This window comes from Paraburkholderia acidisoli (genome assembly GCF_009789675.1).
Lineage (GTDB): Bacteria > Pseudomonadota > Gammaproteobacteria > Burkholderiales > Burkholderiaceae > Paraburkholderia > Paraburkholderia acidisoli.
In genome coordinates this window covers 52,086-75,519 of record NZ_CP046916.1, presented here as the reverse complement: position 1 = coordinate 75,519, position 23,434 = coordinate 52,086, and the positions used below count along the sequence as shown (strand labels likewise).

At 67.5% G+C, this 23,434-nt stretch carries 21 protein-coding genes; 10 read left to right on the top strand and 11 right to left on the bottom strand.

The genetic code is table 11. The features are described 5' to 3' along the window. Positions 1-141: 141 nt before the first annotated feature. On the bottom strand, positions 142-849 hold the full coding sequence (locus tag FAZ98_RS28920) for a hypothetical protein (protein WP_158956751.1): 708 nt from the start codon (positions 847-849) through the stop codon (positions 142-144). Positions 850-1,197: 348 nt separating this feature from the next. Here FAZ98_RS28920 and FAZ98_RS28915 point away from each other — a divergent pair, with 348 nt between their 5' ends. Further along, positions 1,198-3,516 carry a putative bifunctional diguanylate cyclase/phosphodiesterase gene (locus FAZ98_RS28915; RefSeq protein WP_158956749.1) on the top strand — a complete coding sequence of 773 codons (2,319 nt, stop codon included), beginning with the start codon at positions 1,198-1,200 and terminating at the stop codon, positions 3,514-3,516. A gap of 150 nt (positions 3,517-3,666) precedes the next feature. Next, on the top strand, positions 3,667-4,632 hold the full coding sequence (locus FAZ98_RS28910; protein ID WP_158956747.1) for a chemotaxis protein: 966 nt from the start codon (positions 3,667-3,669) through the stop codon (positions 4,630-4,632). 142 nt (positions 4,633-4,774) lie between these two features. Here the strand turns inward: FAZ98_RS28910 and FAZ98_RS28905 are convergent, their stop codons facing one another. Genes FAZ98_RS28905 through FAZ98_RS28880 form a run of 6 tightly spaced genes read right to left on the bottom strand, consistent with a single transcriptional unit; the run spans position 4,775 to position 10,512 of the window. Beyond that, on the bottom strand, positions 4,775-6,307 hold the full coding sequence (locus tag FAZ98_RS28905) for an ATP-binding response regulator (RefSeq protein WP_158956746.1): 1,533 nt from the start codon (positions 6,305-6,307) through the stop codon (positions 4,775-4,777). Further along, positions 6,304-7,692, bottom strand: a complete 1,389-nt coding sequence (locus FAZ98_RS28900; RefSeq protein ID WP_158956744.1) for a sensor histidine kinase — start codon at positions 7,690-7,692, stop codon at positions 6,304-6,306. Before FAZ98_RS28900 ends, FAZ98_RS28905 begins: the two co-directional genes overlap by 4 nt. Further along, entirely contained in the window at positions 7,661-8,830 is a 1,170-nt protein-coding gene (locus FAZ98_RS28895; protein ID WP_158956742.1) for an ATP-binding protein, read from the bottom strand. The genes FAZ98_RS28900 and FAZ98_RS28895 overlap by 32 nt, the downstream gene beginning before the upstream one ends. After that, a complete protein-coding gene (locus tag FAZ98_RS28890) occupies positions 8,815-9,240 on the bottom strand; it encodes an anti-sigma regulatory factor (protein ID WP_158956740.1) in 426 nt (141 codons plus the stop codon). Before FAZ98_RS28890 ends, FAZ98_RS28895 begins: the two co-directional genes overlap by 16 nt. A gap of 19 nt (positions 9,241-9,259) precedes the next feature. Next, a complete protein-coding gene (locus FAZ98_RS28885; RefSeq protein WP_158956738.1) occupies positions 9,260-9,622 on the bottom strand; it encodes an STAS domain-containing protein in 363 nt (120 codons plus the stop codon). Positions 9,623-9,645: 23 nt separating this feature from the next. Continuing rightward, a complete protein-coding gene (locus FAZ98_RS28880) occupies positions 9,646-10,512 on the bottom strand; it encodes an STAS domain-containing protein (protein ID WP_158956736.1) in 867 nt (288 codons plus the stop codon). 123 nt (positions 10,513-10,635) lie between these two features. On the opposite strand from FAZ98_RS28880, the gene FAZ98_RS28875 reads away from it, so the two are divergent. The 6 genes from FAZ98_RS28875 (at position 10,636) to FAZ98_RS28850 (ending at position 16,049) form a co-directional block, all read left to right on the top strand. Further along, positions 10,636-11,145: a hypothetical protein gene (locus tag FAZ98_RS28875; protein WP_158956734.1), complete on the top strand. Its 510-nt coding sequence runs from the start codon at positions 10,636-10,638 to the stop codon at positions 11,143-11,145. A 330-nt stretch (positions 11,146-11,475) separates the two neighbouring features. Continuing rightward, positions 11,476-12,120 carry an MlaC/ttg2D family ABC transporter substrate-binding protein gene (locus FAZ98_RS28870; protein ID WP_158956732.1) on the top strand — a complete coding sequence of 215 codons (645 nt, stop codon included), beginning with the start codon at positions 11,476-11,478 and terminating at the stop codon, positions 12,118-12,120. Positions 12,121-12,130: 10 nt separating this feature from the next. Beyond that, entirely contained in the window at positions 12,131-12,283 is a 153-nt protein-coding gene (locus FAZ98_RS28865; RefSeq protein WP_158956730.1) for a hypothetical protein, read from the top strand. 196 nt (positions 12,284-12,479) lie between these two features. Further along, positions 12,480-14,444, top strand: coding sequence for an AI-2E family transporter (locus FAZ98_RS28860; RefSeq protein WP_199272478.1), 1,965 nt, complete (start codon positions 12,480-12,482; stop codon positions 14,442-14,444). 105 nt (positions 14,445-14,549) lie between these two features. Continuing rightward, entirely contained in the window at positions 14,550-14,810 is a 261-nt protein-coding gene (locus FAZ98_RS28855; protein ID WP_233273001.1) for a hypothetical protein, read from the top strand. Between the two features lie 498 nt (positions 14,811-15,308). Next, the gene (locus tag FAZ98_RS28850) at positions 15,309-16,049 is read left to right on the top strand and encodes a 3-ketoacyl-ACP reductase (RefSeq protein WP_158956728.1); all 741 of its coding nucleotides are present in this window, start codon (positions 15,309-15,311) and stop codon (positions 16,047-16,049) included. Positions 16,050-16,389: 340 nt separating this feature from the next. Here FAZ98_RS28850 and FAZ98_RS28845 read toward each other — a convergent pair whose 3' ends face one another. From FAZ98_RS28845 to FAZ98_RS28830, 4 genes are all read right to left on the bottom strand, one after another. Further along, positions 16,390-17,580: a tyrosine-type recombinase/integrase gene (locus FAZ98_RS28845; RefSeq protein ID WP_158956726.1), complete on the bottom strand. Its 1,191-nt coding sequence runs from the start codon at positions 17,578-17,580 to the stop codon at positions 16,390-16,392. Positions 17,581-17,664: 84 nt separating this feature from the next. After that, positions 17,665-18,057 (bottom strand): VOC family protein, encoded by a 393-nt coding sequence (locus FAZ98_RS28840; RefSeq protein WP_158956724.1) that lies wholly within the window; start codon positions 18,055-18,057, stop codon positions 17,665-17,667. Positions 18,058-18,107: 50 nt separating this feature from the next. Next, entirely contained in the window at positions 18,108-18,959 is an 852-nt protein-coding gene (locus tag FAZ98_RS28835) for a class I SAM-dependent methyltransferase (protein ID WP_158956722.1), read from the bottom strand. Between the two features lie 81 nt (positions 18,960-19,040). Continuing rightward, complete coding sequence (locus FAZ98_RS28830; protein ID WP_158956720.1) at positions 19,041-20,012, bottom strand: LysR substrate-binding domain-containing protein; 972 nt, start codon at positions 20,010-20,012, stop codon at positions 19,041-19,043. Positions 20,013-20,158: 146 nt separating this feature from the next. Here FAZ98_RS28830 and FAZ98_RS28825 point away from each other — a divergent pair, with 146 nt between their 5' ends. Beyond that, positions 20,159-21,910, top strand: a complete 1,752-nt coding sequence (locus FAZ98_RS28825; protein ID WP_158956718.1) for an IlvD/Edd family dehydratase — start codon at positions 20,159-20,161, stop codon at positions 21,908-21,910. A gap of 92 nt (positions 21,911-22,002) precedes the next feature. Next, entirely contained in the window at positions 22,003-23,382 is a 1,380-nt protein-coding gene (locus FAZ98_RS28820; protein WP_158956716.1) for an MFS transporter, read from the top strand. Positions 23,383-23,434: the final 52 nt, after the last annotated feature.

Here is a 23,434-nt window from a genome sequence, read left to right as displayed (position 1 = left end):
CCGGCGAGTGCGGCGGCGAGTGCGGCGGCGAAGGCGCGAGCAGAAGACGCATCGCCGGAAAACAGCTATCCGGCGATGGTGGTTGCGCGACGAGAGAGGGGACGCGGGAAAGCGTGCGCGAACCCGCTCGATTACGCGCGCTCAGCCCGCGTGCGGCGGCGAACCGGCGAAGCGCGGCGAGGCGGGCGCCTTCGGCGACGTCTCGGGATGGCGATGACCGTTCGCGCTGGCGTTGCGCGTGGGCGCGGCGTGGTGCGGGCCGCCGTGTGCGTCGTGCGTGTCGTGCGCTGGCGGACGACCGGCGCCGTGCGCGGAAGCCGAAGCAACCACCGGCCGATGCGGCTGCGCGTGCGCGCCGCGTGGCGGCATCGCGTGCGGGTCCATCGTCACGTGCACGCGCTGGCCGGGCGCGACCGAGTGCGGATGCTGCATCGGCAGATGACCGTCGTTGCGCGCCATCACCGCATGCAGTTCCGTGCGCCGATGCAGGACTTCGCCGCGCAGATCGCCGCGTCCGTACAGATGCCGATGGCGATGCCCATCCGCGCCCACGATCCACAAATACGTATAGCCGCCCACGTAGACCACGTCGCGGTCGAGCACGACCGACACATAGGCGTCGTTTTGCTGCGGCACGTACGCGGGTTGCACGATCACGGCGGGCGGCGGCGGCGGCGCGACCACGACGGTCGCGGGATGCGCGGGCGCGGTGGCGACGCGGGCGCTGGTGACGCAACCGGCGAGCAGCACGAGGCCCGAGAGAGCAAAAAGCGGGGCGAAACGTTGGGCGAAACGTTGGGAGAAACGCGAAGTGAGGCGATGGGAAAGCGTGCGGGCGGTCGCGTTCAAACGGGGCTCCGTCGGGTAGTGGCGTAAAGACAAATCCTGACCACGTTAACGGCGCGAAACTAATGGGGCTTGAGCGCTTTATCGGCGCGGCGCGATGCCCGCTTTTACGCGACGTTTCACCCTGCCGACATCGAGCCGGCCGAGGCACCTTCGCGGCGCGCCATGCGCCTCGCATCACCTTGAATCCGCAGACGTTTCTTATCTTCAGAACCCTTGCCGCATGCCGTTAACGCAGGGGCATCGTTGTCGCCCCGCAATCTTCCGGCGGGCGGCACGTACGACCACACATGCGATCCAACCGCCACGGGCGCGGCCAGCGCCGCCGTTGCGACAAGAGGGGACGAGAGTATGGCCTATTCCGAAGCGGCGGACGCTATCGACGCAGCGGGATCACGGGGAAGCCAGGCCGGATCGCAACTCGCGAACGGCACGCGCGGAGCGGACGAAGTGCTCGCCTCCGAGCGCAGCGTATTGCGGCTCGTGTCGCGCAGCCTGCCGCTGCCCGAACTGCTGGCGGAGCTATGTTGCCGCGCGGAGCGTTTGCTCGGCGCGGGCGCGACCTGCTCCATCCTGCTGCTCGACACCGACGGGCAGCAATTGCGCATTGGCGCCGCGCCGTCGTTGCCGCCCGCCTATCACGCGACCGTGGACCGCACGCGCGTGGGCGGCGGCGGTCCGAGCCCGTCGCTTACCGCCATCCAGGAGCGCCGCACGGTGCTCGTCGAGGACTTCGCAACCGCGCACGAATGGGGCGAGGCCCGCCGCATCGCGCTCGACAACGGCCTGCGCGCATGCTGGAGCACGCCGCTGCGCGACGACGCGGGCGGCATGCTCGGCGTGCTCGCCGTCTATCACGACGCGCCGTGGCGGCCGAACTGCGCCGAAGCGGCCTTGCTGGGCGACATCGCTGAAAGCGTCGCGGCGCTGCTGAACCAGAACACCATCGCCGGACGGCTCAAGTCGAGCGAGGAACATCACCGCCTCGTGGTCGATCACCTCAACGAAGGCATCGTGATGCAGGCGCGCGACGGCACCGTGCTCGCCTGCAACCGCAGCGCGCAGCGCATCCTGCGGCTGCCCGACGACGCCATCGGCCGCAACATCATGAACGTGATCCCGTTCGTGCTCGACGAGAACGGCGCGCCGCTGCCGCTCGCGAGGCGGCCGAGCATCGTTTCGCTGGAAACGGGCCAGCCCGTGATCGGCCAGAGCGTCGGGCTCGAACTCGCCGGCGGCGAGATCGTCTGGGTCAGCGAGAACGTGTTGCCGATCTTTCGCCCCGGCGAAACCGTGGCGGTTTCCGTGGTCGTGTCGTTCACCGACATCGGCCCGGTGCGCGAAGCGCAGCAGCAGTTGCGCTACCTCGCCACGCGCGACCCGCTCACGGGCCTCTACAACCGCGCGTTTCTCGCCGACCGCATGCACGCGCTGCTCGACCGCGCGAGCGACGCGGCGCGCCCGGCGCTGCTGTTCGTGGATCTCGACGGCTTCAAGAAGGTCAACGACACGGGCGGCCACGAAGCCGGCGACACGCTGCTGCGCGACGTGGGCCGCCGCCTCGCCGCCTGCGTGGGCGAGGGCGACACGCTCGCGCGCGTGGGCGGCGACGAGTTCGTGATCGCCGTGTGCCATTTTCACGGCGAAGACGAACTGCGCGCGCTCGCGCAGCGCGTGCTCGACGCCATCGGCGCGCCGTTCGCGGTGGCGGGCAACGAGTACTACCTCGGCGCCTCGATCGGCGTGGCGCGCTATCCCGAAGACGGCCGCACCGCCGCCGCGCTCATGCGCAACGCCGATTCCGCCATGTACGCGGCCAAGCAGCGCGGCACCAACCACTTCCAGTTCTTCACGAACGAATTGCGCCAGCGCCTGCAACGGCGCTTCCAGGTCGAGCGCGGGCTGCGCCGCGCGCTGGCTTCGGGCGAGTTGCGGCTCGCGTACCAGCCGATCGTCGACGGCCAGAGCGGTCTCATGATCGGCGCCGAGGCGCTGCTGCGCTGGGAAAGCGAGGAACTGGGCGCGGTCTCGCCGGTCGAGTTCATTCCCGTGGCCGAGGACACCGGCATGATCGTGCCGATCGGCCAATGGGTGCTCGAACACGCGTGCCGCCAGGCCGCGCAGTGGCGGCGGCTGTTCGCGCCCGACTTCGTGATGGCCGTGAACTTTTCGCCGCGCCAGATCGGCGAAGGGCTGGTCGAGCGCATCCAGAACTGCCTCGCGCGCAGCGGCCTCGCGCCCGACGGGCTCGAAGTGGAGATCACCGAAGGCATTCTGATGAGCGACAGCCAGAGCGTGCTGCCGATCCTGCGCGCGCTCGACGAGATCGGCGTGCGGATTTCCGTCGACGACTTCGGCACCGGTTATTCGTCGCTCTCCTATCTCACGCGTTTTCCGCTGCGCCATCTCAAGGTCGACCGCACCTTCGTGGCGGGCTTGCCCGGCAACCGCGATTCCGTGGCCATCACCCAGGCCGTGGTGGCGATGGCGCATTCGCTCGGCATGCGCGTGACGGCCGAGGGCGTGGAAACGCCCGAGCAGTCGTCGTTCTTGCGCTCGCTCGCCTGCGAGCGCCAGCAGGGCTATCTGTTCGGCAAGCCGGTGAGCGCGCAGGCGTGCGCGGCAATGCTGCGAGAACGCGCGCCGCGCTGGTCGCGCGAGGACGGCTGATGCGCCGCCGCCTCAAGATTTCCCGCGCCGGGCCGTAGAACCCGGGCAGGAGACGCGCCGCGCATGAGCGGCGCGGCGGCGCGCGGCGCGCCCTGCCGCGACACGACCGACGACTTCACCTTGACCCACGCAACGCGACACGAGGAAACCATGGAAAGCGGATTCGCAATCGACGAACGAACCCGCCTCACGAGCACGAACCAGTTCGAGCTGTTGCTGTTTCGCCTGGGCGCGGCGCCCGGCAGCAGTGTCGGCGAGGCGTTCGGTATCAACGTGTTCAAGGTGCGCGAGATTCTCAGCATGCCGACGATCACGCCCATCGCGGCGTCGTCCGAATACGTGCTCGGCGCGGCCAATATTCGCGGTCAGGTGATGCCCGTCATCAACCTGCCGAAACTGATGGGCTGCGAGCCCGCCACGGGCCTGAACATCCTGCTCGTGACCGAATTCGCGCGCACCACGCAAGGCTTCGCGCTGGAAAGCGTGGACGAGATCGTGCGGCTCGAATGGAGCCAGGTGCTCGCCGCCGACGTCACGCTCGGCAACCGCGTGACGAGTATCGCGCGGCTCGAGGCCGACCCGGAGAGCAAGCAGCTCGTGCAGGTCGTGGACGTGGAGCAGGTGTTGCGCGACGTGTTCCCGGCCCAGCACAAGAGCGTCGAGCCCGAGGAAGTGGGCGAGAAGGCCATCATGCCGGCGGGCGCGAAGGTGCTGGCCGCCGACGATTCGGGCTTCGCGCGCGAACTGATCGGCCAGAGCCTCACGGCGCTCGGGCTGGAGTATTCGATCGCGAAGACGGGGCTCGAGGCCTGGAACCAGCTCGACGCGATCGCCCGATCCGCGGAGCGCGACGGCGTACGCGCGAAGGACCGCGTGGCGCTGGTGCTGACCGACCTGGAAATGCCGGAGATGGACGGCTTCACGCTCACGCGCAAGATCAAGGCGGACCCGCGCACGGCCGACATTCCGGTGGTGATCCACTCGTCGCTCTCGGGCACGGCGAACGAGGCGCATGTGAAGAACGCGGGCGCGAGCGGCTACGTCGCGAAGTTCGCGGCCGGCGATCTCGCGGGCGCGATCCGCAAGGCGTTGACGGGGAAGTCGGCGTACGCCTGACGCTGAGGGCGCAAGGACGCGGTATTGCCCGCGTTATTGCCGTTGTCTTGCTCGAAGCGCGTGCGCAATTTGCGCGCAATCCGCGGCGCGGCGTGGGGCAAGCCCACGCCGCGCCGCGTGCGTTCTTCGCGGGCGCGGCCGCTCAGTCCAGCGGCGCGCTTTCGATTTCCCGCAGGATTTCGTCGAACGGCGCCGGCTTCACGAGGTGGCGGTCGAACCCCGCCTCGGTCGTCGCCTGGCGGTCGCGGTCCTGGCCGTAGCCCGTGAGCGCGATCAGTTGCGCGCGTGCCGTGTCCGGTTGCGCGCGCAGCGCCTTCGCCACGGCATGGCCGTCCATGCCCGGCAAACCGATATCGAGAATCGCCACGTGCGGCAGGAATTCGCGCGCGAGCGCGAGCGCGCCGGGGCCGTCGTGCGCCACGCGCACATCGTGGCCTTCGAGTTCGAGCAGCATGAGCAGCGAAGCCGCCGAGTCGATATTGTCGTCGGCGATCAGCACGCGGCGGCGCGGCGGCGCGGCGGGTCCGGGCTGCGCGGCGGCGCCGTCGACCGGCGTGGACGATGCCACGCCGTGCGGCGCGAGCGCGAGGGGCAGCCGCACCGTGAATTCCGAACCGCGATCCAGACCGTCCGAATGCGCGCCCACGGTGCCGCCGTGCAGTTCCGCGAGTTCGCGCACGAGCGCGAGACCGATGCCGAGCCCACCGTCCGCGCGCTTGATCGCCTCGCGCGACTGCATGAAGAGATCGAACACATAAGGCAGTTCGTCGGGGGCGATGCCGATGCCGTTGTCGCGCACGCGTATGGCCACTTCGCCTTCGTTCGAGTCGAGCCGCAGCGCGATCTGGCCGCCTTCCGTGGTGTATTTCGCCGCGTTCGACAGCAGGTTGCTGATGATCTGCGCCACGCGAATCGCGTCGCCCATTACATGGCAAGGCTCGCAGTCGATTTCGACGGACAGATGCTGCGCCTTCGCTTCCAGAAACGGCCGGCTCGTTTCCACCGCCATTTCGACGATGTGGCGCAAGTCGAGCGTGTCCATCTGCAGCGCGATCTTGCCGTGCGAAATGCGCGACACGTCGAGCAGATCGTCGACGAGACGGCCCAGGTGCTCGACCTGGCGGCTCGCGATCTGACGCGCGTCGGCGCGCACGTGATCGTTCGCGCCGTGGCGCGGATCGAGCAGTTCGATGGCGTTGCGGATCGGGGCGAGCGGGTTGCGCAATTCGTGCGCGAGCGTGGCGAGAAAGCGGTCCTTGCGGCGGTCGGCGTCGCGCAGCGCTTTTTCGGCGGCATAGAGGCGCAGCAGCGCGCGCACGTTGGCGATCAGTTCGGCCGGCTCGACGGGCTCGGTCAAATAACTGTCGGCGCCGCCGTCGAGCGCGAGAATCTTGTCGCGCGTTTCCACGGCCGCGGCCGAGGTTTGCAGCACGAGCGTGGAGTTGGTCTGCGCGTCGCCCTTGATCATGCGGCACACTTCGATGCCGCTGATGTCGGGCAGCTTCACGTCGAGCAGCACGAGCGCGGGCGCGTGTTCGCGTACCGCGTCGAGCGCGCCCTGGCCGGTCGCGGCTTCGATCACGGCGAAACCGGCGTGGCGCAGCACGCGCGACTTCACGTAACGCGCGCCTTCGTTGTCGTCGACATTGAGGATGAGGGTGGCGAGCGCGCTCATGCGGCGTCTCCCGAGGTCGCGCGCGCGTCGTCTTCATTGGCCGTGAAACGCACGGGCAGGTCCAACTGGAACGTGGAACCCACGCCCAGTTCGCTGTCCACGCTCACTTCGCCGCCGAGCAGCGCGGCCAGTTTGCGGCACAGCGGCAGGCCGAGGCCCGTTCCCTTCACGCGCTGCTGAAGACGGTTCTGCACCTGGCCGAACTCCTCGAAAATGATCTGGTGGTGCTCGGCAGCAATTCCGATGCCCGTGTCGGCAACGAAGAACGTGATGCGTTCGCCTTGCGCGTCGCATCGCGCGCCCACCCGGATGTGGCCGCGCTCGGTGTACTTGAGCGCATTCGAGACGAAGTTGCGCAGGATCTGCGTGAGCTTCGGCTCGTCGGTGTAAAGGCGCGGCAATGCCGCGGTGGCGGCGAATTCGAGCGAGACGTGCGGCGTATTCAAAAGCGGCGTGAGCATGGTGCGCAGCGCCGCGAACAGGTCGGCGGGATCGAACCACGCGGGCACGACGTCGGTTTTGCCCGCCTCGATCTTGGCGAGGTCGAGCAGGTCGTCGACGGTTTCGCCGAGCGTTTCCGCCGAAGCCAGAATCAGCTTGACCTGGCGCTCCTGCTCGACGCCCAGATCGCCGTCCAGCCGGTTGAGCAGGAGATTCGCGAGCGCGCGGATCGAACTGAGCGGCGTGCGCAGCTCGTGGCTCATGTTCGACAGAAAGCGCGTTTTCATGAGGTCGGCGCGGCGCAGTTCCTCGGCGCGTTCGTCGAGTTCGGCGTAAAGCGCGACCACGCCGCGATTGGTCGCCTCGAGTTCCTGCGTGAGGCGCGCGAGTTCGTCCTGACGCACGCGCAACTCCTCGAGCGTGGAAACGAGTTCGCGATTCTGCTGCTGCACTTCGTCGAGCGAGTCGGAGCGCAAGGTGCGCGTGGCGATCTCGCCCACGATGCGCTCGACCTCGGGGCCGGACACGTCGCCGCGATCGGCGGGCAGCGCGCGCGCCATGCTCACGGTGGTGCCCGCGCCGGGCTGCGAGCGGATCTCGAAGCGCTCCATCAAACGGCGGCTGCCGGTGATGCCCACGCCCATGCCGTGCGGCGAGCGGTAGGTGCCGTCCAGCACGCTCTGCAGATGACGCATGCCGGGACCGCGGTCGCGCACTTCGACGGCCAGCGCGAGACGCGGCCGCTCGCCTTCGAGCGCGAACATCACTTCGCCGCCGCCCGCGTATTCATGGGCGTTGCGGGCGATTTCGGAGACGGCGCTGGCAATGCGAGTTTGGTCGAGGCGCGAGAAACCGAAGCCGGCCGCCAGTTCGCGCGCGCGGCGGCGAGCGGCGACGACGTCCTCTGCGGAGTCAAGCCGGATGCGCAGCAAAGGCGTGTTCATGATTCAACTGTACTCCCGGGCGGGCGCGCACGACGACGACGGTGGCGTCGTCGCGGCGGCGCGCGAAGTCGCGGTAAAGGACGGCCGCGATCACCACGGCGGGCTGGTTGGCGAGGCCCGGCCACGCGCTGAGATCCCAGCGCGTGCCGATACCGTCCGAGTGCAGGATCAGGAGCGCGTTGGCGCTCCACGTCAGCTCGAACTCCTGGGTGCCGCGCATCGTGTGTCCGACGATGCCGTTGCGCGACACGATCTGATAGCTGTCGCGCTCGCTCGGGCCGTGCGCGGGCGGGGCGAGGCGCGATTCGCTCGCGTTTGCGTTGAGCTGGGCGAGATTCGGTTTGCCCATGCCGTAGGCGACCGCCGAGATATTGCCGGTGCCGCAGAACGCGAGCGTGGCGCGCGCGAGGTCGAGGCGCACGAGTGCGAGCGCCGCGCCGCGCGTGGCGCGCAGGGCCGCGTGCGAGAGTTCCATCAACTCGGCGGGCGGAAGGCCGGCGCGGCGGCGCAGCACGTCGAGCGCGGCCACGGCGGCCGCGTGCGCTTCCGCGCCATGGCCGAGACCGTCGGCGACGGCGAGCGAAATGCCGCTCGCGTCGGCTTCGGCCTGCCAGCCGTCGCCGGAGACTTCCTCGCCGGGGTAGGGCACGCAAACGGCGCCGATTTCCGGGCCGGTCTGCGCCACCGCCGCGCGCGGCAGCATCGGGTGCATGCCGCCCTTTTGCACGAGCGCGCGCAGCACGGTGCCCGCGCCCGGCTGCGAGTAGATGGCGAGTTGATTGGAAAGGCGCTGGATCGCGCCGAGTCCCGTGCCGGGCGTGCCGGCGGTGGAATGACCGTCGGCGAGCGCGGCGCGCACGTCGGCCATGCCGGGGCCGCGATCGAGCGCGATGATTTCCACGCCGCCGTCGAGCGCGCGCACCAGCAATTCGCCGTGGCCCGCGTGCTTGAGAAGATTGGTGGCGGCCTCGGTCAGCACGATCGCCACGCGGCCCGCGTCGGTTTCGTTGAGCGCGGCCACGCGCGCGGCTTCAGCCGCGCCGCGGCGGGCATAGGCGACGCTGCTGGCGTCGCCGATCTCGAAGGAGCGGTGGGTGCCTCCGGCCGAACCGGAGGCGCCGTCTAGCGTACTTTCCATTTTGTGATGGTGACCGTGGTACCGCTGCCCGGCGCGGAGTCGATGGCGAACTCGTCGCACAGGCGCCGCGAGCCGCCGAGGCCCAAACCCAGGCCGCCGCCGCTCGTGAAACCGTCCGTGAGCGCGCGCGGGATGTCGGCGATGCCCGGCCCCTGGTCCATGAAGGTAAGCCGCAGGCCCACGCGCACGCCGTTCGTGAGCACGTCCAGACGCGCGTCGCCGCCGCCGCCGTATTGCAGCGTGTTGCGCGCGATCTCGCTCGCCGCCGTCACGAACTTGGTCTGCTCGATCAGCGAAAAGCCCTGGGCGATGGCCGCGTCGCGCACGACCTGCCGCAGGCGGACGATCTCCTGGTCGGAGCGCAGGCTCACTTGCGCCGCGAGCCGCCCTGTCGTGTCGTAGCTATTCATGGCGAATGCAAGAGCCGTGCTAGCGCAGACGCTGGCGTTGCTTGAGCAGCGCCATGCCCTTTTCGACGTCGAGCGCGGTGCGCACGCCGTCGAGCGTGAGGCCGAGTTCGACGAGCGTGATCGCCACGGAAGGCTGCATGCCGACGACCACCGTCTGCGCGTCGAGCACCCGCGCCATCGCGGCCGTGTTGCTGATCATGCGGCCGATAAAAGAGTCCACCACGTCGAGCGCCGAGATGTCGATCAGCACGCCCTTCGCCGACTCCTTGACGATGCGCTCGGTGAGGTCGTCCTGCAGCGCGATTGCCAGCCGGTCGTGCATGTCCACCTGAATCGTGACGATCAGGCAGTCGCCGAGGCGCAAAATTGGAATACGGTCCATCGTGCGCGGTCCTCGCGTGGGCGTCAGGCGGTGGTCTTCGGCGAAACGATGCTCGCGCCGGTGCGATGCAGCGCGATCACGAACGCGTCGGCGAGCGTGGCCTTGGTGGTGACGTTGGTGAGATCGACGCCCAGATGCACGATGGTCTGCGCGATCTGCGGACGAATGCCGCTGATGATGCAGTCGGCGCCCATCAGGCGCGCGGCGGCCACGGTCTTGAGCAGATGCTGGGCGACCAGCGTGTCGACGGTCGGCACGCCCGTGATGTCGATGATCGCGAGGCCCGCGCCGGTATCGACGATCTTCTGCAGCAGGCTTTCCATCACCACCTGGGTGCGCGACGAATCGAGCGTGCCGATCAGCGGCAGCGCGAGGATGCCGTCCCACAACTGCACGACCGGCGTGGAGAGCTCGAGCAGTTCTTCCTGCTGGCGCGCGATGATCGCCTCGCGGCTCTTCTGGAACACTTCGGTCGTGTAGAGACCGAGCCCGTCGAGCAGCTGATTGGTTTGCCAGCTCACGTCGGCGAGGGCGGCGGGTTCGCCCGCGAACGCCTCGCGCAGGCGCGCATAGAGCGGCTCCTTCAGCGAGAACACGAAGGTCGCGGTTTCGGCGGGCGTGTAGCCCTGACGCGCACGATGCGCCGACATTTCCGCGAGGAACGCACGCACCGCTTCCCATTCGGGCCGGGTGGCGTCGAGCGTGTCGGACTTGTGCAACGTGTCGACGAACACGTTGAGAAAAGCCGCGAACTGCTCGCGGATCTCGCTTTCCATCGCGAGGCCGCGGCGCAGCGCGATCGGCAGGTGCAGGCGCAGCCATTCGGTGAGCAGCGTGTCGCGATGCTGACCGAGGACTTCCACGAGGCGGGCCTGTTCGGGTGTTTTCATGCGAGCTCCTGAGCGTGTCCTGGACGGTTCACAGGCGTGTGGCGTTTCTCGTTTCGAGATGAACCGCTGCACCTTACACCATCGACCGGATTGAAGCTATTACTCACGGGAAAAAAGTTTGCGATGGCGAAGGGCGCCGAAACCCCCGGGCGAGGCTTTTGTCGATCGGCGCAAAGCGCGTTGTCTTGGGGCTTTGCCGCTTTTTCCAGGCGCGCTTGTAGTTTTTACATGTTCGCGTTGAGGCAAGCCGGTTTGAGCTGCGTGCGCAAGCGCACGGAAGGCGGTGCGAACAGCTGGTACGTACCTTGCTCTAAGGTTTGCACCAAAAAACAAACGGTGAAAAATCCGGGGAGATCAATGATGGATTCCAAGGCTACTTCCGCTGTCATGACGGGACAGGATTCGACGCTGAACGCGGCGACGCCCGTCTCGGTCGCGAGTGCGTTTTTGTCGCCCGCCGCCTACGACGACAGGCCGGAAGAAACCGGGCGCGCTCACTGGGGCGCGGCTGCGCTCTCGGGGCTGTCGTTCTGCATCGCGTGGCTGTTCGGCCTGGAGGCGTTCTTCGCCGAGCCGGCCGGCGGCGCTTCCAGCACGGAGACGCGCGGCCGTTCGCAGCTGCCGCGCCAGTAACGGCCAGGCGTTTGGTGGGTTTGGCGCTATCGCGGCGAGGGCGGCGACGAGGGCGCGGCGCGCGCCATTTGCCGTGCGCCACTCGCCGTGCGCCACTAGCCGTGCGCCACTCGCCACACGGCGCGTGGGAAGCCGCCCGCGCGCCGCTTCGGCATGTCGACCCGAACGCCCGTTTTATCCTCAGACGCTAGACTGACCGCTGTTTCGCGTCACCCCACGTTACGTCACGCGCATTACGTTACGTTCCCGCCCAAAGCCCCGCCGGGACCGCGCTTTCGCGATTGCCGCTTTCGTTTATTCCCCTTGCCACCGCTTGAACAGGACAGATCGATGACCAGGCTCCTTCGCTCGACCGTGCTCACCGCATTCATCGCCGGCTGCCTGTCGTTCGGGGCCGCCACGACCTTCGCCGCGAACGTGGATCAGGCGGACCCGCAGGCGCTCATCAAGAGCGCGACGCAGCAGGTGCTCGACGAGGTGCGCACCCAGTCGATCGCGCCCGACGACATTCCGCGCATTCGCGGCATTGTCGATCGCGACATCCTGCCGTACGTCGACTTCAAGCGCACGACCCAGCTTTCGATGGGCCGCCACTGGCGCACCGCCACGCCCGCGCAGCAACAGCAGATCGAGCAGCAGTTCCAGTTGCTGCTGATCCATCTCTACGCGGGCGCGCTCGCCCAGCTCCGGCCCGACCAGCAGATCGACTACCAGCCGATGCGCAACCAGCCCGGCGACACCGACGTGGTCGTGCGCACGCTCGCGCAAACCAGCGGCAAGCCCGTCGAGATCGACTATCGCCTGTACAAGACGCCGGACGGCTGGCGGCTCTACGACCTCAACGTGCTCGGCGCGTGGCTGATCCAGACCTATCGCGCGCAGTTCAACGAAAAAATTCAGGAGGGCGGCGTGGACGGCCTGATCCAGTTCCTGACCTCACGCAATCAGGAACTCAGCGGCGGCAAACCGCAGTAAGCGCGGCGCCATGCGCCTCGATCGCGAATGGAAAGCGGCGCGCGCGGATAACAGCCTTCGTGCGCCGCATTCGTCTGCCGATTTGTTTGCCAATTCATCTGCCGATTCATCTGCCGATTTGTTCGCCAATTTCGTCCGCGGAAGCATTCCGTTACAGGTGTGACCTTTCTGGCGGCGATTCGAAACCGCGCACGCGGTAGGCTCGCAGTTACCATTGACCGGATCTTCCAGGCGCGCGGCCTGCTTGAGCGCGCTGTGGCGTCCGTGGCGTTGTCTGTCATTCCTTTGCCCGATCCTTCGCGCGCGCAGGCGCCTGTGCCGCGCGGGCGCGGTTTCCCTTCCTCTTATCGACCATCGACATGAATTTCCTGCCGCCGCAGGGCCGCCGCAACCGGGTGTTTCCGCCGAGCCCGCCCACGCTGCACAGTCTCGCCTCCATCATCACGGGCGTGATCGTGGTGAGCGGGCTGTATTTCGGCCGCGCGGTGCTGATTCCCATCACGCTCTCGGTGCTGCTGAGCTTTCTGCTCGCGCCGCTCGTCACCACGCTGCGGCGGATTCACGTGCCGCAATTTCTGGCGATCTGCGTGGCCGTGCTCGTCACGGTGCTCGCGCTCGCTGGCGTGGGCGCGCTGATCGCCGCGCAGATCTACCAGCTTTCCGCCGATCTGCCGCAGTATCAGCAGGAAATCGAGCAGAAAGTGCAGACCGTGCAGGAAAAAACCGTGGGCCGCGCCGACTCGCTGATGACGCGCGCCGCCACCGCCCTGCAGCGCGTGACGCCCACGTCGCCGCCCGCGCCGCCGCAGCCGCGCGGGCGCGCGGCGCGCAATCAGCCGCAGCAGCCGATGCCCGTGGAGGTGCACACGCCCGCGCCCACGCCGCTGCAACTCGCGCAGCGCGCGCTCGCGCCGGCCGTCGCGCCGCTCGAAACCGGCTTCATCGTGCTGGTGGTGACGATCTTCATCCTGTTTCAGCGCGAGGATTTGCGCGACCGGCTCATCAGCGTGTTCGGCTCCGACGATCTGCACCGCACGACCACGGCCATCAACGACGCCTCGGAGCGGTTGTCGCGCTACTTCGTCGCGCAGCTCGGCGTGAACGTGACGGTGGGCGCGGTGATCGCGGTGGGGCTGGCGGGCATCGGCGTGCCGGGCGCGCTGCTGTTCGGCGCGGTGGCGGCGCTCATGCGCTTCGTGCCGTATATCGGCATCTGGATCGCCGCGATCATGGCCACGCTGCTCGCCGCCGCGATCCAGCCGCAATGGACCATGGCGGTGTGGACGCTGATCTTCTTCATCGTCGTCGACGTGGTGGCCGGGCAGTTCGCCGAGCCGATGCTGTACGGCCGCCGCTCCGGGCTTTCGCCGCTCGCCGTGGTGGTGGCGGCGATCTTCTGGAGCTGGCTGTGGGGGCCGATCGGGCTCGTGCTCTCGACGCCGCTCACGCTGTGCATCGTCACGCTCGGCCGTTACGTGGATCGATTGAATTTTCTGACGATCCTGCTCGGCGACCAGCCCGCGCTCACGCCCGCGCAAACCTGCTATCAGCGTCTGCTCGCCGACGATCCGCACGAGGCGCTGCTGCAAGCGGACCGTCTGCTCACGGAAATGCCGCTCATCGACTATTACGAGCAGGTCGTGTTCGAGGGCCTGCGTTTCGCGCGCAACGACGCGCTGCGCGGCGTGCTGCCCGCCGAACAGATCGCGCGGATCAATCAGGCGCTGCTCGACATCATCGAAGACCTCGAATCCGTCGACGACTCGCGGCACGCCACGCCCGAGGAGGAGCAGGCGCGCAGGGCCAACGAAGCCGCGAAGCGCAAGGGCGGCGCGAAAGCCGAGGAATTCGCGCTCGCGCCCGACGCGGGCGAGGTGCTGTGCGTGCCCGGCCGCGGCGCGTTCGACGAAGTGGCGGTGGCGATCGTCGGGCAGTTGCTCGCGCGCCGCAATGTGCCGAACAGCGCGACGACCTACGACGAAGTCCGCGCGACACGGGCGGGCATGGTGAATGCTCAGCGTTCGCCGGCCATCTGCGTGGTGTCGCTCGACGCGCCCGAATCGCCGCCGTATATGCGCAATCTCGTGCGGCGGCTGCGCGAGCGCGCGGAGGAAGCGACCATCGTGGTTGGCGTGGGCGCGGCCGAGCGCGATGACGGCGCTGGCATCGCCGACGACCCCGAAACGATGTTTCCGGCCTCGCTGCGCGACCTCGTGGACGATTGCGCGGCGGCGCTCGCCGTCGCGAGCGGCGCCGTGGCGCCGAAACTGGAAGTCACGCGCGGACAAATTACCGGCCAGACCAGGGCCAGGGTGAAATTGTGACAGTCACGACGGCGTCACATTGGCGCCCCATGATGTGCGGCCTTTGCGACCCATCGACGGCCCATCGCCCCTGGTTGCGGCATTGAGAGTTACTGGGAGAGAACGTTGCTTAGCCCGCATGAATTTGCCACGTTGATGCTGGTCCGCCATTCGCCGGACCAGATCGACATGAACCGCGAAGAACTGGACACGCTGCTCGAGCGCCAGCTCGTCGCGCTCGAACAATGGAAGGAAGGTCATCGCAAGCTCGCGCTGACCACGGCCGGCCGCTCGCTGCTGGAAGCGATGGGCCGGCTCGACTTCGGCGCGGGTTTGTCGTCGAGTTTCGCCGACCCCTTCGGCGACCGGCTCGCCGCCGGACTGTGAGGCGCACGCGTTTTGCCAATCCGGCAAGCCCGGTCTGATCGCTTACGGGCACACAACATACAAACGGCCCGCATCGTCGTTCGATGCGGGCCGTTTCACATCGGCGGCTCGCTTTCTTACGGCTTGCTTCGCGCTCGCCATGAACCCGACACGCGGCTTCCTTCACGGGAAAGCGCCGCACGGTCGTGCTGCTCGATGCGGCATGAATCGCGCGCGTCACACGCCGGCCGATTTGAGAAATGTTGAGGTATGCCAGGTAATGCGCGGGTAACCGGCGGTAAACATAAAAGCCTATGCGTCGTGCGTGTGACCGCCTTGTGTCCGTCACGGCCCGCTGCTACGCTGCAACGTTCCAACGGCGGCGATGTGGCCCAAATTGCGGCGTTATGCGCGTTAAGGGTTAATCCCCATCGCTCGGCCAGTTGGCGGTCGTCAAACTGACTCATCCTCCAGAGTCCCTTGCATCTCCCTACCCCCTTCAAGCAAACAGGAGGATCTATGGCAAAGCGTATCGCCTACGTGACCGGCGGCATGGGCGGCATCGGAACTGCCATCTGCCAGCGTCTTTGCAAAGACGGCTACACGGTGGTCGCGGGCTGCGGCCCGAACTCGCAGCGCCGCGCGCGCTGGCTCGACGAGCAAAAAGCGCTCGGCTACGAATTCATCGCGTCGGAAGGCAACGTGGCGGACTGGGATTCCACCGCGGCTGCTTTCGAGAAGGTGAAGAAGGACGTCGGCGAGATCGACGTGCTGGTCAACAACGCGGGCATCACGCGCGACGTCGTGTTCCGCAAGATGACGCACGAAGACTGGACGGCCGTGATCGACACCAATCTCACGAGCCTCTTCAACGTCACGAAGCAGGTGATCGACGGCATGATCGAGCGGGGCTGGGGGCGTATCGTCAACATTTCGTCGGTGAACGGTCAGAAAGGCCAGTTCGGTCAGACGAATTACTCCACCGCCAAGGCCGGCATTCACGGCTTCACCATGGCGCTCGCGCAGGAAGTGGCCACCAAGGGCGTGACCGTCAACACGGTGTCGCCGGGTTACATCGGCACCGACATGGTGAAAGCGGTGAAGCCCGAAGTGCTCTCCAAGATCGTCGACAGCATTCCGGTGCGCCGCCTCGGCGAGCCGTACGAGATCGCGTCGATCGTCGCGTGGCTGGCGTCGGAAGAAGCGGGCTTCTCCACGGGCGCCGACTTCTCGCTCAACGGCGGTCTGCACATGAGCTGACGCGCTTCGCGCCGCTCGCCTGCATGGTGCAGACGATTGCGCGCACAACGAGCGTTCACACGCGGGAGCGGCGGCATGCCGGCTCCCGCGTTTCATTTTTTGCGCACGAAAACGGCAGCCCAAAGAAAAATGCGCCGGGAAGCATGCTTTCCGGCGCCCAAGTTCGACTCTGCGTGGTCCCTGCAATGAGGGACAGGGTATGGGGCCCGCCAACGCTTCCGCAAGTCGTTTGGGACTCGCCGCCGTGCTCCATAAGTGAGTTAACGGCGGGTTGGGCGAATCGTTTAGTGCGGAAAAACCCCTGTTTTACAGGTTTATTTCGCACGGCTTCACGCGCCTGTCACCAGTCGATGCGATGACGCTGGTCGGTTTCGCTATGGCGGCGGTCGTCGTCGCTGTGCAGGTACAGGCTCGTGGTGGACAGCGAGGCGTGGCCGAGATTGTCGCGCACGAGCCGCAGGTCGAGATTGCCGTCGGCCATGTGCGAGCCCGCGCTGTGGCGCAGCCAGTGCGCCGACGCGCGTTCGAGTTGCGCCGCGCGCGCTTCGTGGTCGCTCGCGGCGCTCTCGCGCAGACGCTGTGCCGCGCCCGCGAAAATGCCCTTCACGACGGTGTGCAGCGCGGCGCGCGTGAGCGGTTTGATCGGCGCATCGAGCTTGCGCCCGAGCGGCAACACGAGCGGCGTGGTTTCGTCGGCGGAAGGCAGCGCGGGCAGACCGCGCTCGCGCCGGTAGCGCATGAGTTCTTCCATGAGTTCGGCGGTCGCGGGCACGAGACGGCGGCGCTCGCCCTTGCCGAGCACGTCGAGCCACCAGCGCTCCTTGCCCGCGGCGTCGCGGCGGCAAAAGAAGTCGCCCATGGTGTTCACGCTCACTTCGGAAATGCGCAGGCCGCCGAGATACAGCAGCGTGAGCAGCCAGCGCGCGCGGCCGTGCTGCTCGCGTTCGCGGGCGCGCTCGCGCGGCAGACTTTCCACGTAGGCCTTCACCTCGCCCCACAGGTCGCGTTCGAGATAGCGCGTGATGCGCGGCGGGGCGCGTCGCGCGCGCTGGCGGGAGAGCGAAAGCGGATTGCCCGCGAGATACCCCGCGCTCACGAGCCACGAAAACAGCGCGTTGAGGATCACCATCGCCTGACGCTGGCTGGCGGCCGAGAGCGGTCCGTAGAACGGGCGCCAGCGCACGTCGCCGCGCGCGTGCTTGCGGCCGCCGCCCGCGACCCAGCGCTCGGCCGGTTGCGGATCGGCGAGAAAACGCTGGTACGCGAGCAGGTCTTCGTGCGTGAGCGAGGAGAGCGGCCTGCCGAGTTGCGCGATCGACCAGAGCATCAGCCGCTCGGCCTCCTTGCGATAGTTCTCGAAGGTCGATTTCGAGTCGGCAACGCGCGCGAGCCACGCGCGCACGGCGTCGAGGTCGTTGGCGGCGGCGATCTGCATGCGGCCGTTCGCGCGATTCGCGCCGTCGTGGCCGTCGAGATCGGCGGGAAGTTCGAGCGTCTCGATCGGACGCGGCGCGAGCAGGGCAGTGTGCATGGCGATAAAGCGGCAGGCGCGGCGCGCGAGTGATGCCGCGCGGCACGTCGATAAAGCGGATTCAGAAAGCGGCGGGGTGGCCGCTCAACGATAGAGGCTGGCGTGCTGGCCGCTTCTCGCGCGGCCCCAGATTTCGGCGTCGGTGAGCGTGGTCTCGATCAGTTCCACGGGCACGCCCGCATTGTCGATCACGGCCACGTGGTAATCGTCGATGGGCTCGTACGGACCGAGTATCACCGTGTGGCCGGCGATGGCCGCCGCGAGGTCGTTCACCTTGAAGCACACGTGCGGTTGCGCGCGCATGAGCGGATGCAGCGGCGAATTGGCCTCGAAACGATGCCACTGGATCGGCACGGGACCGCTGAGATCGTCGGTGGTGTACATGCCGGCTTTGGCCGCGTAGCGCTCGCCGGGGAGCGTTTGCGTGGTCGGAATGCCGATGTGATGCAGCGTATAGGTCACGCCTTCGCGTCGCATTTTGAGGCTCCCGGTGAAGCGAAAACACGCCATTGTACGCGCGCGGCGCTTTACACCGTCGCCACCAGGATCGACTCGCCGCTCGCCGGCCGCAGACCGTCGCTTCGGCCTGCGAAATAACGCGCGGTGAGGTCGGCGGTGGACACCACGTGCGCCGTGCTCAGGCCCGCTTCGCGCGCGAGCGCGATCATCTCGTCGGGGGCGAAGAAGCTCACGAACGGCGTGCCCGCGGCGCGCGCGCGTTCGTACACGGCCGCGTGCCGCGAACGCTCCGGCTCCGCGATGAGGTCGAGCGGCAGCAGGAACGTCATGGCGAGCGTGGTGCCGGGCGCGAGTGACGCGATCTGGCGCAGCGTGGCGAGATTCGCCGCGCGCGTGAGATACATCGATACACCGGTGGACGCGATCACGGCCGGCTGCCGCGCGTCGAAACCCGCCCAGCGCAGGCGTTCCCACCACGCTTCGCCCGCTTCGAAATCGACGGGCACGAACACCTGCCACGTCTGCTCGCGAAAACCGAGCACCATGAGCCGCTCGCGCTTCCAGTTTTGCGTGGCCGGTTGATCGACCTCGTACACGTGAATGCGCGAAGCGATCTCGGGGCGGCGCTGCGCGAAGGTGTCGAGACCCGCGCCGAGTATCGCGTATTGCGTCACGCCGTGTTGCGCGACCCGCTCGGCCACCAGATCCTCGACGAAGCGCGCGCGCCCGACGATGGCCGCGCGATAGCCGCGCGTGCCTTCCGGATGCATGTCGGGGCGTTCGCGCCAGAGCGTTTCGGGTGCGGCGATCTGCATGCCGATTTCGTCGGCGAGCACGGGCGGCGCGTCGTCCACCTGCACGTGCAGCGCGCGCCAGAGCGCGGTGCGGATCGCGGTGCTGTCGGGTTGGCCTGCTGACATATCTCCTCCCGGGCGTCGTGCCGATGTGTCGATGTCGGTTCGTCGATGCGGTTGCGTCGAGGGTTCGTGGCGTGCCGACGATTATCGCGCGCCGGGCGCCGTGCCGTAGAGTCCCGCGCTCACTTCGCGCACCGCCGCGATCATCACGCTCGCAGCGGGCGTGAGCAAGCGGTCGGCGCGCGTGATGACGCCGAAGTCGTCCATCTGGCAATCCATCGGCACGGGCAGGATCGCCACCATGCCGTGCGCGGCGTAGTAGCGCGCCACGTCCTCGGTGAGCACGGCGATCATGTCGCTTTGTTCCAGCACGCGCGTGATGAACAGCAGCGCTGGCGTTTCCACCACGTTCGAGGGCGGTGCGAGGCTCGCGCGCTGGAACATGAGTTCGAAGCGATGGCGCAGCACGCTGCCCACGGGCGGCACGACCCACGCGGCGCGCGCGATGTCGGCCAGTGTGATGGAAGCGGCGGGGGCATCGGCGGCGAGCAGCGGATGGCCGGGGCGTACCACCGCGCACACGGGTTCGCCCGCGAGCGGCGCGTAACTGAGTTGCAGCTTGTCGTGTTCGGCGGAAAGGCGGCCGAGCACGATGTCGAGCTTGTCCTGCGCGAGATGTTCGAGCAGCACGTTGCTCGCGTCGATCTCCACGCTCACGCGCAGGTTCGCGTGGCTGCGCTTGACCGCCGCGACGGCCGCCGGCAACACGCGCACGCCCGGCGAGGTGATCGCGCCCACCGCCACGTGGCCGAGCCGCCCCGCCTTGAGCGCGCTGAGTTCTTCCTGTGCCTGGTCGAGACTGCCGAGCACGGCGCGCGCGTGACGGATGAGCGCGTCGCCGTAGAGCGTGGGCTTCATGCCGCGCGGCATGCGCTCGAACAGCACCGCGCCGAGCGTGTCTTCGAGTTCGCGCAGCAGCTTGGACGCGGCGGGCTGCGTCATGTTGAGCGCCGCGGCGGCGCGATGGATGTTGCCCTCTTCGGCCAGCGCCACCACCAGCAGCAACTGGCGCGTCTTCAGACGCGAGCGCACGTACCAGGGACTTGTCTCCAGCATGCTCATCTCCAGCATGTTTCCCAAATAGTTCTTAGCGTTTATACCAATGCCGATTTCGATATCGGAAGCGTCCATTTTTTCATTAGAAGGTTATCAGAGATGTCCCTAGACTGTGCCGGAATTCCTAGCTCCCCAATACGCACACGATGTCGGCTAACAAACCCAAACTGCGCTCGCAACAGTGGTTCGGCACCACGGACAAGAACGGCTTCATGTACCGGAGCTGGATGAAGAATCAGGGCATTCCCGATCACGAATTCGACGGCCGGCCGGTCATCGGCATCTGCAATACGTGGTCGGAACTCACGCCGTGCAACGCGCATTTCCGGAAGCTCGCCGAGCACGTGAAGCGCGGCATCTACGAAGCGGGCGGCTTTCCCGTGGAGTTTCCGGTGTTCTCCAACGGCGAGTCGAACCTGCGTCCCTCGGCAATGCTCACGCGCAATCTCGCCTCCATGGACGTGGAAGAGGCGATTCGCGGCAATCCGATCGACGCCGTCGTGCTGCTGTGCGGCTGCGACAAGACCACGCCCGCGTTGCTGATGGGCGCGGCGAGCGTGGATGTGCCCGCCATCGTCGTGACGGGCGGCCCGATGCTCAACGGCAAGCTCGAAGGCCGCGACATCGGTTCGGGCACGGCCGTGTGGCAACTGCACGAGTCGCTGAAGGCGGGTGAGATCGACCTGCATCATTTTCTTTCGGCCGAAGCGGGCATGTCGCGCTCGGCGGGCACCTGCAACACCATGGGCACCGCCTCGACCATGGCGTGCATGGCCGAGTCGCTCGGCGTTTCGTTGCCGCACAACGCGGCCATTCCCGCCGTGGACGCGCGCCGCTACGTGCTCGCGCACATGTCGGGCATGCGCATCGTGCAGATGGCGCTCGAGGATCTCAAGCTCTCGAAGATCCTCACGCGCGCGGCGTTCGAAAACGCCATTCGCACCAACGCGGCTATCGGCGGCTCGACCAATGCCGTGATCCACCTGAAGGCGATCGCGGGGCGCATTGGCGTGCCGCTCGAACTGGAGGACTGGCAGCGCATTGGCCGCAACACGCCCACGCTCGTCGACCTGCAACCGTCGGGGCGCTTCCTGATGGAGGAGTTCTATTACGCGGGCGGTTTGCCGGCGGTGCTGCGGCGCCTGGGCGAAGCGAACCTGCTGCCGCATCCCGACGCGCTCACCGTCAACGGCAAGACGCTCTGGGACAACGTGCGCGAGGCGCCGAACTACAACGACGAGGTGATTCGCCAGATCGACAATCCGCTCATCGCCGACGGCGGCATCTGCATCCTGCGCGGCAATCTCGCGCCGCGCGGCGCGGTGCTGAAGCCTTCGGCGGCCACGCCCGAACTGCTCAAGCATCGCGGTCGCGCCGTGGTGTTCGAAAACTTCGACCACTACAAGGCGACGATCAACGACGAGTCGCTCGACGTCGACAAAGACTCCATTCTGGTGATGAAGAACTGCGGCCCGCGCGGCTATCCGGGCATGGCCGAGGTCGGCAACATGGGCCTGCCGCCCAAGCTGCTGCGCCAGGGCGTGAAAGACATGGTGCGGATTTCGGACGCGCGCATGAGTGGCACGGCGTACGGCACGGTGGTGCTGCACGTGGCGCCCGAGGCGGCGGCGGGCGGCCCGCTCGCGGCCGTGCGTAACGGCGACTGGATCGAGCTGGATTGCGAGAACGGGCGCCTGCATCTCGAGATCGGCGAGGAGGAACTCGCGCGCCGCTTGAGCGACGTCGATCCGGCGGCCGCGCCGGGCGTGGCGGAGCAACTGGGCAAAGGCGGCTACGCGCGTCTTTACGTCGATCACGTGCTGCAAGCCGACGAGGGTTGCGACCTGGACTTTCTCGTCGGCTCGCGCGGCGCGGCGGTGCCGCGGCATTCGCATTGACGTGACGCTTCGGCTCACGCGCAAAAAAAGCTTTGCATGAGATCAGGGTGAGCGCCGAAGCGCCAACGCTGATCGACAGGAGACAACACACGATGACGACCCCGCACGCGTCAAGCCACGCGCCAGGCGAAAGCGCCAGCAAGAACGTCAGTGATAGCACCGAAGACCAGCGCATCGTCGGCCTGATCGCGCGGCGGCTCGTGCCGTTCCTCGCGCTGATCTACGTGGTCGCCTACGTGGATCGCACCGTGGTCGGCTTCGCGAAGCTGCACATGAACGCGGCGATCGGTTTGTCGGATGCGGCGTACGGACTCGGCGCGGGCTTGTTCTTCGTCGGCTATTTCCTCTGCGAAGTGCCGAGCAATCTCGCGCTGTCGCGCTTCGGCGCGCGCGTGTGGTTCGCGCGCATCCTGTTCACGTGGGGCGCGATCACCATGGCGATGGCGCTCGTGAGCGGCCCGAAGAGCTTCTACGCGCTGCGCTTCCTGCTGGGCGCCGCCGAAGCCGGTTTGTATCCCGGCATTCTGTACTTCCTCACGCACTGGTTTCCCCTGCGCCATCGCGCGCGCGTGATCGGGCTGCTCGTGCTCGCGCAGCCAATCGCGGGCATTGTCACCGGTCCGATCGCGGGCGCGCTGCTCGAAACGCACGGTTTTTTCGGTCTCTCGAACTGGCAGACGCTGTTTGTGGTGAGCGGCCTGCCGGCCGTGCTGCTCTGCGTGCCCACGCTGCGCCTGCTGCCCGAAGCGCCTGCACATGCGCCTTGGCTCGGCGCCGCCGAACGCCGCTGGATCGAACGCGAACTCGCCCGCGACCAGCATGCGTATCGGCTGGATGCGCAACCCGATACGCATCGCAACCCGTTCAGCGTACTCAAGGATCGCCGCGTGCTGCTGCTGGCGCTGCTGTTCCTGCCGTTTCCGCTGTGCATCTATGGTTTGTCGCTCTGGTTGCCTACCATTATCAAGGCGTTCGGCGTGAGCGATGCCACGGCGGGCCTGCTCTCCGCGGTGCCGTATCTGTTCGCGGTGGCGGGTTTGCTGATCGTGCCGCGCCATTCGGACCGGCATCGCGAGCGTTACGGCCACATCGTCGTGGTCTCGGGCGTCGCGGCGCTGACGATGGCCGCGAGCGCGTGGGTGCACGCGCCGGCGCTGCAATTGCTGTTCATCTGCCTCACCGCATTCTCGATCTACTCGATCCAGGCCGTGGTCTGGGCGCTGCCCGGCGAATTCCTCACGGGCGCGAGCGCGGCCGTGGGCATCGCGGCGATCAACTCGCTCGCGAACCTCGGCGGCTATCTGGGCCCCTACGGTATCGGGATCATCAAGGATGCGACGGGCAGCCTCGCAGCCGGACTTTACTTTCTCGCGGCCACGCTCGTGTTCGCGGCGCTCGTGACGTTCGCGGTGCGCGCGGCCTTGCGCACGCCGCCGCGTCGCGCGGGCGATCTCGCTGGCGAAGCGCGCTGAAGCGCGCCTGACCAGACGAGCGACATGCGCGACACGAGCGACCGCCACGCGT